This is a genomic window from Levilactobacillus andaensis (assembly GCF_016861695.1).
In the GTDB taxonomy this organism is placed as follows: domain Bacteria; phylum Bacillota; class Bacilli; order Lactobacillales; family Lactobacillaceae; genus Levilactobacillus; species Levilactobacillus andaensis.
The window spans coordinates 1-13,254 of the sequence record NZ_BOLP01000013.1; the positions used below are offsets into that span (position 1 = coordinate 1).

The following is a 13,254-nucleotide window of genomic DNA, read 5'->3' on the forward strand; positions in this document are numbered from 1 at the left end:
GTTCAAAAAAGAGGCCCAATTCGAAAATGAATTGAACCTCTCAAATTCCCCTCATCAACACCCGTTGACAAAGAGCCTTTTGTTATATTACCGGTACGCTGGCAACCTGTTCGCGACCGTTGGTAAAGGTGACGCCCAAAACTAGCCGTTGACCTTCGCAATGGTTTTCGCAATCAGCGACGTAAAGTACTGGTTCCCGGTATTGTTCGGGTGAACGTGATCGTCCACAAACCAGCCAGAATGGTCCTTCGCCGTCGTATACCAGTCGATGACGTGAACGTTCTTGTACTTGTCCGCCGTCTTTTGAATCCGGTTGTTGACGGAGTTTTGCCATTCACGCGTTGGCACGTGGGCCGTGACCCAGAAAATCTGGTGGTCCGAACCGATGGCATGAATGATCTGATCGGACTGGGCCGGCGTGATGTAGCCGTTGGTCCCAATGTTGATCAGAACGTTTTTCGCCAACTGCCCGCGTTGGGCCATGCTGGAAATAACGCCAGGAACATCCGCCGCTTGCCGCCCAACGGCCCCATTGACGATGGCACCAGGGAAGACATCCTGCAAGTCACCGGAGTCATCCAACAACACGGAATCCCCGATGGCCGTCAACGCCGTTTGCTTGCTTGACTGCAGTTCATCAGCAGTCAAGAAGTAGAACTTCGCCGTCTTCTGGTCAGCCTTAGACATCTTGGAAAAGGCCACCGCTTTATCGTGCTTTTGTTTTTTCTGTGAGGCTGCCTTGGCTAAGGCCTTTTGTTTCTTAACCGCGGCTTCGTTTTTCTTCTTCGTTGCGGCTGAACGGGCCGTAATCGTCTTTTGTAAGGCGGTTGGTTTCGCAGCAGCTGGTTGTTGGACAAAGCCCACGGCGGTTAAACCGAACAGCAATGCCGCAACGACACCCAATGTGTTGGCCAAACGATGGGCCCGCGGTTGATGCAGGTAACGCACCACGTCGTTGGTCAACTGACCATAGTGGTAGTGCCGCATTGGATTTTCGATCCAGCGGTAACTGGCTTCCGTGACCAACATGATCAGGGCCACTTCCACTAACGAGTTCAACAGTGGATGGTTCCCAATATTGACGCGTGATTCATAGAAAATCATGACTGGAAACTGGTACAGGTAGATGCCATAGCTCCGTTTGCCAATATAGGTAAAGGCCCGGTTGGTTAGGATCCGGTTCATATCACTCCCCGGATGGGCGACCGTGCCGACCAAGACCGCAGACAGCGCCGTGAACCAGAACATGCCGCCGCGATACGTGCTGGCTGCCTGCCCATTCATGGTAAAGAACATGTGAATCAGTAGCAGTAAGGACACGATTCCCACCGCATCTAACGTTAGGCGATGGGCGCGCGATACGTTAGCATTGAGCTTATGCGCCGGCCAAACGAACGCCATGCTGGCACCCAGCAAAATCGCAAACATCCGCGTGTCGGTCCCGTAGTAGACCCGATTGGTGTTGGCAGGGTCATACATTAAGGCCATTCCCAGCGCCGACAGAACGGCGACCGTTAATAGAATGGTCAAAATTCGTGACCGTTTACGAATAAATAATAGCAGTAAAATGACGACGACTGGCCAGACCAAGTAGAATTGGCCTTCGATCGACAACGACCAGAGGTGGGTAAACGGCGACTCCCCGCTGAAACGGTTGAAGTACGACTGGCCGTGATTGATTTCAAACCAGTTATAGCCGTAAATCAGGTTGGTCATCACCGTTGAACGAATATTGACCAATAAATCGCGCTGGAACAATGTGATATAGGCGGTCGTTCCCAGCAACATGGTGACCAGGGCTGGATATAGTCGTTTCAGCCGTCGCCCATAGAAGCCAAGAACGTCAATTGAATTATTAGTATCCCACTCTTGAATCAAGAGATAGGTGATCAGGTACCCAGAAACAACGAAGAAAATTGGAACCCCCAGATAGCCCCCCTGTAGCGTTGACGGCGCCAAGTGGTAAATGATGACCCCTAAAACGGCCAACGTCCGAATTCCGTCGAATCCGCTGATGTACCGCCGTTTCCCCGCGCGCTGGTTACGTAACAGTGTCCGCGTAAGCCGCGTGTTAGATTGATTCATATGAATTGCTCCTTCTCTTTAAAAGACCAGTAACGATGCTAACTGGTGATACTCCCCCGACGGTTGTACGCCTAGTTACTTAGGTTATGCTGATTCATTAGCTCATCGCTTTAAGTATTGGTTTAGACAGTCGACACCTGCCGACTCGATTTAACATTAATTTTTAATAAATCACAGGCAACTGATAGTTGGTGGCCTTGACATTCACTATGTTAATCCACCTGCCATAGAAAACACCGCGCAACTTTAATCCCGTGGCGACTTGAAATCTTCACCCATCGCAGTGTAAACGACCTGATGATTAGACTTATCATATAATGTTTAGCCCCGCGAAACAACGTTTTTCACTTAAATTTCTCATTTGTAAAATTTGAAATCAGACTGTTAAATCAGTCGTCGCTATTTTACCGGTATTGTAAGGGATTTCAACTAAATAAAATATTTTGTTGAATGGGATTAATTAGTTTAACTAACATTTATAAACGGAAAGTGCGAAATCCGTTGCCAACTACGCCGCTCACTGCGCCAAATGACGTCAACCTAAAGTCTTTTTTTCAGCAAATCCGGTTGGTTAATTTAGTATTTTAAGACTAGATGGCAAACGCTTTCATGGTATACTGTAAGGAAGTTAGTGAAGGAGGAGTTCAGCAATGTCCCAAGTTAAACCTTTTACCGAAACCGCAGTTCGTCAATATCCCAAGGTTGAATTACACTGTCACTTGGACGGGTCCATCTCACTGGCCGCCCTGCGCAAAATGGCGGCCGTTACTGGTGCGACATTGCCGGCCGACGACGCCGACTTGCGCCAGCTGGTCACGGCCCCGCTCGACACCGTCAGCCTGATTGATTACTTAAAACGATTCCAAGTGGTGACCGACCTGATGCAAACGCCGGAACAGCTTCGCATCGCCGGCTATGACATGGTCCAGACCGCCGCTGAAGATGGCATCATTTACTTAGAAACTCGCTTTGCGCCAGCAATCTTTACCGAAAAAGGCCTGTCGATCAAGGAAGCTCTGGCCGCCACGCTGGAGGGCCTGCATGAAGGAACCAAGCACTTTGGTATCCCCGTTAACGCCATCGTCTGTGCCATGCGTGACCGTCCCGTAGACGAATGTATCGAGGTCTTCCAGACGGCCGCCGAATTTGCCGACCAGGGTGTCGTGGGCCTAGACTTTGCCGGCGACGAGTTTAACCACCCCGCCCTCGAGTTGTCTGAGGCGGTCAAGGCGGGCCTCGCCACCGGATTGCCATTTACCCTGCACGCTGGTGAGGCCGGTCCCGTGGACAACGTGGCCGTTTCCCTGACCATGGGGGCCAAACGAATCGGCCATGGCGTGCACATGAGCGGCTTCCCGGCCACCATTCAACAGGCCAAGCGCGCCGGTGCCACCATCGAAATGTGCCCAACTAGCAACGTTCAGACCAAGGCCGTGGACGGCTACGAAAACTTCCCGCTGTCCGAATTTCTCAGTGCGGGCCTGAAGGTGACCATCAATACCGACGACCGGACCGTGTCCAACGTGACGTTGACGGATGAATTTGTCACGTTGCACGAAAAGTTCGGTTTGAACTGGTCGCTGATGGAACAGCTCACTTTAAACGCTATCGATGGTGCCTTCATTGATGATGCGGCTAAAGCTAAATTGCGCGAAAAGGTTCATGCCGCCAGTGAAGCCACTGCCTAGGTTGGTGGACCTGATTACTTAACTTAGTATTGATTTGGAGGATAGTTGCTTTTGGCGGCTATCCTTTTGTTTTGTCCCATTCAATTAGTGTGCGCTGATCGCACTGCGGTTGCCAGGGATTTCGCCTGCTAATGACGATTCTACTGGCATCCACACAACTTTCCGGTAAGATGACCGGGCTCAGGTAGCCTGCCTATCCAATTCCTCACAGAATATTTGTTATAATGAAGCTACTCATTCAATCAGAAAGGAGGACCCCTCATGACCCAACTCGACTATCCCTATCAGGACGCCTTTAACCGCCAGTTGGCTGACCGCAGTATGGCCGCCGCCACGCGTGACGAATACACGGCTACCCTCAAGGACTTTTTCAAGTACCTTGAGAACTTTAACCCGACCTACCAACGGGATCACCGCGTCAATCAGCTTCAAACGGCCGATGTGCAGCAGTACATGGCCATGCTGGTCGACTCGCGCCAGATTCAAAATCAGACTTATAATAAAATTCTGTCGCACCTGAACATCTACTTCAAGTTCCTCTTTTCTCACAATTGGACGCCCTACCTGCCCACGTTGGACCTGAAGAGTAAGCCTAAGCAGGCCGCCCAGCCCATCAACTATCGCTGGGTCGACCACTTGAGCGACCTGCTGACCAATCCACGACTGCACTACTATACGCGACTGACCCTCCTACTCATTTCGCAGGGGTATCCCGTGCAGGTCTTCCTCCGGCCCGATTTCACGGCTAAATTAACCACCACGACTTGGTCCGCGGACGCCCAAACGTTTCTCACTGAGTTCCGTGCGTTCATCACCCCCTTGCAGGACCGTTTTCAATGTGGCGATTGGTTCTTAAAACAGCGGGCGGCCGCCGATCCGCATCTAACGCTGCCCGGACTCCACAAGTATTTGAAACCCGATGAAGCCATCGTGGAATTCGCATTGAGTCCGACCGTTTTGTACCAAGGTTATTTAGTTAACTATCTCCGCCGACACCCGCAAAAGACCGACAGAGAGGTCATCGCGGCCCTTCATTTGGAGCCTGACTCTATCGATTATTACCGCCGCCTAGCGCAACGAGCGGACTAAATCCGCTTAATCCCCTATACTAATAGGTAAAAATAGTCTATTGGGGGGATTATCATGCTCAAAAAATGGCGGCTCTGGGGGAGCTGTCTGTTGTTGATTGCGCTGATCACGGGCGCAGTGGTGTGGACACAAAGCCGACCAAGTCGCGTCCAGACGGCCCCGGCAACGACCAACCACGTCGCACAACCTAGTCAGTCGGGCTCTGCGACGACCACGCTAGCCGAAAAACCGTGGACCAAGCTCAAGCACCCGTTGAAGCTCCCAATCTTGATGTATCATAGCATCTCGACCGGCAATCAGCTTCGCGTGCCCTTGGAGCAATTTGACCGCGAAATGGCCTACCTGAAGCAACACCACTACCGAACGCTGACCACGGCCGAAGCGATTCGCGCACTGACGACGAATACGGTGCCGCAAAAGAAAGTCGTCTGGGTCACGCTGGATGATGCCTACCGCGACAACTTGAAAATTTTGCCGATTCTGCGGCGAAACCACCAGCACGTGACCATCAACGCCATCACGGGCTTTACCACCAAACGTAATCACCTGTCGCTGGCCGCCATGCGGCGAATGCGTGATACCGGCCGCGTGGACTTTGCCAGTCACACGACCCGCCACCTCGACCTGACGACCCTCTCCGCAAAGCAACAACGCGTGGAACTGGCCGACTCCAAGACTTGGCTGGATACGAAATTCGACCAGGACACGCGCCTGTTATGTTATCCCGCCGGCCGCAACGACGCCACGACCCGGCAATTAGCGAAACAGACCGGGTACACACTAGCGCTGACCACGCGTGAAGGTGTTGCCCAGTTGAGTCAGGGTCGCTACAGCTTGGAACGGTTACGCATTGCGCCGGGAATGAGTCTGGCGGCATTTGCTAGCGTGGTTAATGTTACGAATAGCTAAAACATAACGAGGGACCGCGATTTTCATCGCAGTCCCTCGTTGTCTGTCATGGTCACTATCCAAGCACGAACCCTTGCCGCTGGAACGCTGGCTCTGGGTAATCGTAAAATCCATGTCCTGTCTCGACACCAATTTCCCCTTGGTCCAGCAGCTCCGTCTTCATCTTCTCCGCGGCGGCAGCCAGGTCGGCATGGCCCGGTGTCGCACCAACTTCTGTAAAGATGTTGTACGCCGTGCGCAGACCAACGACATCCAGCATGCCAAATGGACCGATTGGTGCTTTGGTCGACAGCATCCAGGTCCGGTCAATGGTCTCCACGTCGGCAACGTCCTTGGCCCATAAGACCAGCGCGGCCCCCACGAACGGAATCAGTAACGTGTTCAACACGTAGGCCGGTTGTTCCTTTTTGAGTTCAACCGTGATCATGCCGATCTTTTTCGCAAAGTCCACAATTTTCGCGTAGACCTCGGGATCAGTGCCCGCATGCCCCATGATTTCCGCCATATTATTTTTCCACACGTGATTGACAAAGTGCAGAGCCAAAAATTTCTGTGGCCGGCCCGTCGCATCTGCGAACTGACTGGGTAAAAACGACGAGGTGTTCGTGGTAAAAATCGTCTTCTCGGGGGCGACCTTCGCCAGCTGCTCATAGAGGCTCTGCTTGATGGCAACGACTTCGGGCACCGCTTCGATGACCAAATCTGCATCGGCCACGGCGTCCGCCAAGGTCGTGCTATAGCTTAGCCGCTCATGCGTGGCGTCAATCGCAGCTGCCGTTGCCTGGACATCGTGGGCATACGCCTTATCCCACGTTGCCACCCGCTTTCTGGCCGCCGCAATCGCATCAGCATTGATGTCATAGATGGTGACAGTGAATCCTTTAAATGCCGTTTGATAAGCAATTTGACTGCCCAACGTGCCCCCACCAACAACCACGACTCGTTTAATACTCATCATGAACACTCCTTTCAAAGCGCCTAACGTCACACCTAAACTCTGCCCCGAGTTTAGCGAAAAACGTTTGACAAGTGAACGAATCCAACTGCCTATGTTAATTGAGTGACACAAAGATTAAGTCGGAATGGTTACGACTTGACTTATCCTTTTGGTGGTCAAACATTTTGTAAGCGGTTCCTATTGCTTCAAATCAGCCTTCGCCGTACAATAGAGATAGTTAAAACGGTCACAAGGAGGTCTTTCAAATGGGGAGCATCGCAACGCTAGCCACCTGGTCGTTCATGTTGATTTTAATTGGCGCGGAAATTGTCCGGGGAATCTTTATGTTTAAGGGTTAAATTTGAAATTGAAGTGGACTGGTGCTGCGTGGGCACTGGTCCTTTTTCGTGTTGTCTTTGTGGTCATGCCGCTGATTCTTAATTCGAGATAGCCGAATAATGCTAAAATGGAAATTAGAACACAAGGAGGAAGACTCACTTGAAAACTGTAAAATTCTACTTAGCATCATTGCTTGTTATTCTGGGGCTTGCTGGCGGTCTGGCACTGACCATCCCCACGACCATCACGGCCAATGCGACCGCCACTTGGAAGCGCCCCTCACAAAAGAAAGCCTATCCTAACTTAAAGAAGTACAAGCACGCTTACATAAAAGTCTCCGTTGCCAAGCAGCGCGTCTATCTCATGAATGGTAAGAAATCCCTCTACACCATGGTCTGCTCAACTGGGATTAAGACCGCGCCAACCCCTAAGGGAATCTTCCACATTCAGAACCGGGGCAAGCATTTCTACAACGCTACGGTCAAGGAGGGCGCCTACTATTGGACCTCATTCAAGGGTTCCGGCGCTTATCTTTTCCACTCAGTCCCGGTCAACGCCAAGGGCAAATACATCGTTAGTGAAGCCCATAAACTAGGCAAGCGCGCCAGTCACGGCTGCGTGCGCCTCAGTGTTGCCGATGCCCACTGGATTTACAGTCACGTTCCCTATAGCATGACCGTCAAAATTCACTAAATATTAATTTCGCATATAGAGAGAGTGGGGCAGAAGGCGGTTAGTCAATGAGCATTAACGTCGATAGACGAATAATCCCGGTTTTGGATTGTTTGTCTATCGGGGTTAAACGGAGTTGACTGCCTTTTGGCGCACGTTTCCGCAATATACGTTCGGAGCGCACAAAGGGTCTGAGACTTATGTCTCAGACCCTTTGCTTATCGTCACCATCACGTTTTATCATTTGTCGTGTTCCCCTATCCCCTCACGTCTAACTAGGGTAAACTAGAGAAAGCAACCGTTTCTAACCAGACGCTGACTAGTTGACACGTGGCTGAATACCAGCTCACTAGTCCCCCACATAGTTGTCACTGTTTTTACATAAAAGGAGTTTAGAAATCTATGCTTTTAGTTGCGCTATTCGGAACCTTAACCGCACTGGGAATGACCATCCTAGCTTGCATCCAGCGGCCCACTCGCTGGCAATTACTGGTCGGTACCTACGTCATTTTCTATTTGGTGGCACTGGTCATTGACTTCGTCAGTCTGCCCAGCAAAGCCCTCTACAGCCTGATTACGATGAATATCATCTATGGCGTTTTTTACTTGCCGCTACTACTTGCAAGTAGCCCCAAGGCCAAGGTCGAAGTCGAGCGCAAGTCGAACTCACCCTTTAATTTTAACCTGCCACGCCTAAACTTTGGCTCAAAGATTGCGGCCTGGGTACTGGCTATCCTGGTCGTGCTCGGTCTCTTCGGATCGTTGCAGACCCGATTCGGCGTCAAAGCCGTCTATGACTCCCTAAAGGTCAAGACGGTCAAGACTGCTCCACTATTGGACAAGTCCGCAACGCCCATCGCCATTGCGCCTGAAACTGTTCGGAACAAGATGAACAAGGCCATGAGTACCGTGCCAAACACGTCTTACTACAAATTAGGTGCGCTCCAAACGCAGGTCGTTAAGGGCAAGACCGTCTACATCGCCCCCGTCGAATTCGATGGTTTCTGGCGTTGGCAACGGGCCCGCAATACGCCCGGCTACTTCATCATTGACGCCACGAACGTCAATGCGGAACCGCACTTCGTCAAACAATCCATGAAATATACGCCGAGTGCCTACCTCTTTGACGACGCTCAACGGGTCATTTATAACCGCTTCCCCAGCTGGGTTCAAGAAGGTCAGCCACAACTGGAAGTCAACGATCAAGGCGAACCCTACTTTATTCAAACGGTCTACAAGGCCCGCGGCGTCTCCAAACGAATCAATTACCGCAGCCTACACGTGGTTGTGCTGAACGCCAAGACTGGGGCTACCAAGCTCTACACGGCCGCCGGCGCACCAGCGTTTATCAATGAATCAATCGCCTCATCGACCGCCGCCGAAATGAACGAGATCTTCGGTCGTTACGGCAATGGCTTCTTCAACGCCTACTTCAACAAGACCGGCGTTAAGTTGCCTAACAGTAACGGAACCGAAGACGGCGTCACACCAGTCGCCGATAAACATGGCAATATTTCCTACTTTAACGACTTCACGTCACCCAAGACCAGTGCTGATTCGACCATGGGTTACTCCATGATCAACGCCCGGACGGGAACCCTGACCTACTACACCGGTAAGAACATTGGGGTCATGGACAGTGATGGTGCCAAGAAGATCGCCGAAAAGGAATACGTCGCGCAGAAATGGTCAGCGACGATGCCCATCATGTACAACATCGATGGCACGCCGACCTGGGTCGTTTCCCTGCTTGATTCCACCGGTGCTTTCCGGAGCTACGCCTACATCAAAGCCGCCGACCAAAGTGTTAAGGCTTACGCCACAACGGCTGCTCAAGCCCTCGACCAATACCGAGTCCAACTCGCAGCGGCTGGCTCCACGGCTAGTTCAACAGCAACGAAGCTGACCAAGGTCAGTGGGACCGTTTCCCGAGTCGCCATCGTTCCTAACGGGAGTACCCAAAGCGTTCTCTTTGCCTTAAAGGACAACGATGTGCTCTGGTCAGTCGGCACCGGCGACTACCCAAAGGCCGCGCTCCTAGAGTCTGGCGACAAGGTTAAAATGACCGCCAACGTGAATAAGCAGGCCAAGACTGGTGCTGTTCAGTCGTTTACGAATGAATCGTTTAAGTAAACCGCGGCGTACACTCAATCCAATCGATTGCTAATCGAATAATTTTCATCTCTCAACTGAAATGACACTCTCCGCTTACTGGAAAGTGTCATTTTTTTACTAAAAAAAGGCACCACCCACTCAACTCAGGTGATGCCCCATTAATTATAGATTTAACCCTTAAACACCAAGCCACCCTGTTGAACCAGCGTGTCACTAAATAACCGCGTTGACGTAACTTGAGAAACCAGTGGCTGACTGTCAGCCTGATACTGCTTGAAGGCCGCCGACTGACTGTGCTTCTGTTCGGCCGCTACATCCTGAAAGACCGCGAAGATGACCCATTTCTGCGGCGCGGAGGTCACGTAGCCAATCTTCAGTGTCAATGTCCCCGGCTCCGTCGCCAAAACGTCTTGCATGGTACGCAGGAGGACTTGCCGATAGGCCGCTGCCTGTCCCGACTTAACAGTCACTTCCAGCAATCGCACGACTTGGTTGACGTTTGTGCTGACCTGCAGGGGTTGCGGTTGTTCCAGCAGTAAGACCGGCGTTAAACTCACCACTTCCTGCTGCACGACAGCCTGTTTGGCGACCGTCCTGAACGCCGCGAACTGCGGTGAGTGCGCGTGTACGTCATAGCTCGGCGCATCGCGATAGACTTCGACGACGCGGTTTTCCGTCCCCGCCTCATCCGCATGTGTGGCGTACATGGCAAGTGTCCCGGGTTCATCAACAATCGACGTCAATAGGTTCTGACGGCCGGCCGCGAGAAAATCAGCGCGTTGGTCAGCAGCAATTTTCAACTTGAACAGCCGAAAGAGTGGCCCACTTTGTTTTGAATCCATCATAGCCACCCTCTCTTAAGCTAGCGGTGCCAACGGCTTGATGACCCGTGCCGGCACACCCGCAACGACCGTATTATCAGGAACATCCTTGGTCACGACCGCACCAGCACCAACCACGACGTTACTCCCAATGTGGACGCCACCAATGATAGTCACGTTGCCGCCGATCCAGACGTCATCCCCAATGGAGATGGGTTTGGTCGTGGTAATCAGGTAGTGACTGCCATCCGGCCGCGTGCCAAACCGTTGGGTCGCGTCCAGTGAGTGCGCGCCACAGTATAATTTCACATCGGGGGCAATGATGACGCGGTTACCCAGCGTAATTCGGTTGGAGTCCTGAAACGTACAGTTGCCGTTGATAAAGACATCGTCACCGACCTCAATGTGGGCACCATAGACGGCGCTAAACGTCCCATTGATGGTCAGACGCTGACCGACATGACCGAATAGCTGCCGAATCGCCGCGGAACGCTGCTCAACATCCTGTGTCGTATTGATCACCGCTAGCCATTTTTTACCCTGTGCAATCATCTTTTGCAGCTCCAGGTCCCGGTAATCGTAATCCTGACCCGCCAATAATTTTTCGTGTTCCGTCATCATTCGCTTTAACACGCTCCTTTATCGCTATTTTCGGCCACTTCCCGCCAGTCATGCTATACTGCGAACAGATAGTTTAAAATTGAAAGGAAGACCGTCATGTCCGTATTCACCACTGATCTTAATAATGCTCAGAAAAATTTAAACGCGCTGACCGATAACATCGTCGCCCATAACGACCACATTATTGTCCGCAGACCCGACAATAAGAATGTCGTCATCATGAGTGAGGCCGAATTCAACTCCTGGCAAGAAACCGTTCACCTACTGAGCACTGACGCCAATCGCCAAGATTTAGAACAGTCCCTAGCCCAAGCTGACCGCGGGCAAACACACACCTTAACGCCAGCCGAATCGGCTCACTTACACGCTCAGAATTAGCCCAGGCTCGCCAACAATCGTTGCCAGTTGCCGCTAAAAATAGCCTGTTTCTGTTCCGTCGTCACCGTCATGTCATTCACGGCCTGTTCAATCACTGCCGTTGGCCCAACCGGTGGAATGCCGAATGGTGAGTCGGTTCCGAATAAGACGTGGTCACTACCGAAGAAATCGGCGGCGAGGTCCAAGGCCAACGGATTGCCTAAGATAGCCGTATCCACGTAAAATTTCTGAAAGTCCGCGTAGTCTTCCGCGGGTTGAATGTACTTGATGCGTTGACTAAAGTACGGCACCATGGCCCCGGCGTGATGGACGATGACCTTTAATCCCGGATACTTGCGGAAATAGTGGGCCGCCACAATGCCATACATGGCTTGCGTCAGCTCGTATTCCCAGCTAAAGGTCAGGTTGTTATCCGGCTTGCGCATGTCAAACACGGGATGGAGCCAGATGGGCGCGTTGATTGCCGCCATCTTGGCAAAAATCGGTTCGTACGCCGCAGCCGTGATGGGTTCCCCCATGGCCTGCGTGAAGAGTTGCACCCCGACCAAGACATCGCTGCCGGCAACCTGTTCGTCGATGATTGCTAACGCGGCGGGCACGTTGTTCATGGGCAACATCGCCACGCCGGCTGGGAAAATATCGCGGTTGGCACGAACCGTGGCCGCAATTTCATCGTTGGCGGCGCGGCAAAGGTCGGCCGCTTGTTCTGGGTCCACAAAATCTTCGGGGTTCAAATTAACCGCCGAAATAATCTGTTGATGATCAGCCGGTAACGATGCGCGGTGTTGTGCCACGTCCGTTAACAGCTGATTTTTCATGTACGGAAAATTTGCCAAAATATCCGGATGAATGGCGTCCATCCGGGCTAAAAATTTCGGTGGTAACACATGCGCAAAGACATCAATAACGGTCATCGTGTCGCCCCCTTAGAACCAGCTAGGTTGGTCGCCAGCAGTCCCGGGCTTGTCCAAACCAACACTGGCATTTTGGAAGGTGTCCGGTGCCTGAATCACGTTGAAAGCAAAGTCCGCCACACTCTGACGAGAAACCTCGGTGCCCTTGAAGCCCTCAGCCACCGTCAACGTTTCGTAGTCGACCTCGTCGTTGTTCGTCAACCAGGCTGGCCGAATTTCGGTGTACGTCAATCCGGACTTGGCAACCAGGTCTGCCGTTCTGCGGAAAGCTGGTAAATAAGCTCCAATCATGCCTTCATTCCACTCGCCAAATTTACCGCCAACTTCGTTCTGAGCGCCGAGTGAGCTGATGTAAAGGAACCGTTGTTTGCCCGTTTGGTGCATGGCATCGACCACGCTCTGCGTCTGGACGTCGAGGTCCTGACCACCCAGGTTAGAGTAAACGATATCGGCGTCTGTCATTGCCTTGGCAACTACCGCCGTGTCATGCACGTCGCCGTCGACCAGAGTCACCCGGTCGTTATCATCGTATTGGCTCAACCGCGCGGCATCCCGCAAAAATAAGGTCAACGTTACGTCTGTTTCGTTTAATAAACGGTCCGTTAAGATGCGGGCCATGGCGCCATGCGCACCAAGAATCATAATTTTAGTCATTATATAATTTTCCTCCAGTTTGTTTATTTCGT

12 protein-coding genes are annotated in these 13,254 nt (G+C 52.0%); 6 read left to right on the forward strand and 6 right to left on the reverse strand.

What is annotated here, in order from left to right:
• Positions 1-141: 141 nt before the first annotated feature.
• Positions 142-2,085: an acyltransferase family protein gene (locus JUF10_RS09910; RefSeq protein ID WP_203642018.1), complete on the reverse strand. Its 1,944-nt coding sequence runs from the start codon at positions 2,083-2,085 to the stop codon at positions 142-144.
• 650 nt (positions 2,086-2,735) lie between these two features.
• Between JUF10_RS09910 and add the strand changes: the two genes are divergently transcribed.
• The 3 genes from add to JUF10_RS09925 all read left to right on the forward strand — a co-directional run bounded on the left by add (position 2,736) and on the right by JUF10_RS09925 (position 5,771).
• Entirely contained in the window at positions 2,736-3,773 is a 1,038-nt protein-coding gene (gene add / locus JUF10_RS09915) for an adenosine deaminase (RefSeq protein ID WP_203642019.1), read from the forward strand.
• 261 nt (positions 3,774-4,034) lie between these two features.
• A complete protein-coding gene (locus JUF10_RS09920; protein WP_203642020.1) occupies positions 4,035-4,862 on the forward strand; it encodes a site-specific integrase in 828 nt (275 codons plus the stop codon).
• A 54-nt stretch (positions 4,863-4,916) separates the two neighbouring features.
• Positions 4,917-5,771 (forward strand): polysaccharide deacetylase family protein, encoded by an 855-nt coding sequence (locus JUF10_RS09925; RefSeq protein ID WP_203642021.1) that lies wholly within the window; start codon positions 4,917-4,919, stop codon positions 5,769-5,771.
• A gap of 55 nt (positions 5,772-5,826) precedes the next feature.
• Here the strand turns inward: JUF10_RS09925 and JUF10_RS09930 are convergent, their stop codons facing one another.
• Positions 5,827-6,726: a 3-hydroxyacyl-CoA dehydrogenase gene (locus JUF10_RS09930; protein ID WP_203642022.1), complete on the reverse strand. Its 900-nt coding sequence runs from the start codon at positions 6,724-6,726 to the stop codon at positions 5,827-5,829.
• A gap of 480 nt (positions 6,727-7,206) precedes the next feature.
• Between JUF10_RS09930 and JUF10_RS09935 the strand changes: the two genes are divergently transcribed.
• Both JUF10_RS09935 and JUF10_RS09940 read left to right on the forward strand, forming a co-directional pair.
• The gene (locus tag JUF10_RS09935) at positions 7,207-7,740 is read left to right on the forward strand and encodes a L,D-transpeptidase (protein WP_203642023.1); all 534 of its coding nucleotides are present in this window, start codon (positions 7,207-7,209) and stop codon (positions 7,738-7,740) included.
• 381 nt (positions 7,741-8,121) lie between these two features.
• Positions 8,122-9,852 (forward strand): hypothetical protein, encoded by a 1,731-nt coding sequence (locus JUF10_RS09940; protein ID WP_203642024.1) that lies wholly within the window; start codon positions 8,122-8,124, stop codon positions 9,850-9,852.
• A gap of 152 nt (positions 9,853-10,004) precedes the next feature.
• Here JUF10_RS09940 and JUF10_RS09945 read toward each other — a convergent pair whose 3' ends face one another.
• Positions 10,005-10,676, reverse strand: a complete 672-nt coding sequence (locus JUF10_RS09945) for a putative quinol monooxygenase (RefSeq protein WP_203642025.1) — start codon at positions 10,674-10,676, stop codon at positions 10,005-10,007.
• A 15-nt stretch (positions 10,677-10,691) separates the two neighbouring features.
• Complete coding sequence (locus tag JUF10_RS09950; protein ID WP_203642026.1) at positions 10,692-11,276, reverse strand: DapH/DapD/GlmU-related protein; 585 nt, start codon at positions 11,274-11,276, stop codon at positions 10,692-10,694.
• Positions 11,277-11,372: 96 nt separating this feature from the next.
• Between JUF10_RS09950 and JUF10_RS09955 the strand changes: the two genes are divergently transcribed.
• On the forward strand, positions 11,373-11,654 hold the full coding sequence (locus JUF10_RS09955; RefSeq protein WP_203642027.1) for a type II toxin-antitoxin system Phd/YefM family antitoxin: 282 nt from the start codon (positions 11,373-11,375) through the stop codon (positions 11,652-11,654).
• On the opposite strand, the gene JUF10_RS09960 is transcribed toward JUF10_RS09955, so the two are convergent.
• Together JUF10_RS09960 and JUF10_RS09965 are read right to left on the reverse strand one after the other, a co-directional pair.
• Positions 11,651-12,568, reverse strand: coding sequence for an amidohydrolase family protein (locus JUF10_RS09960; RefSeq protein WP_203642028.1), 918 nt, complete (start codon positions 12,566-12,568; stop codon positions 11,651-11,653). The genes JUF10_RS09955 and JUF10_RS09960 overlap by 4 nt on opposite strands.
• Positions 12,569-12,580: 12 nt before the next feature.
• The gene (locus tag JUF10_RS09965) at positions 12,581-13,222 is read right to left on the reverse strand and encodes an NAD(P)H-binding protein (protein ID WP_203642029.1); all 642 of its coding nucleotides are present in this window, start codon (positions 13,220-13,222) and stop codon (positions 12,581-12,583) included.
• Between the last annotated feature and the right edge of the window lie 32 nt (positions 13,223-13,254).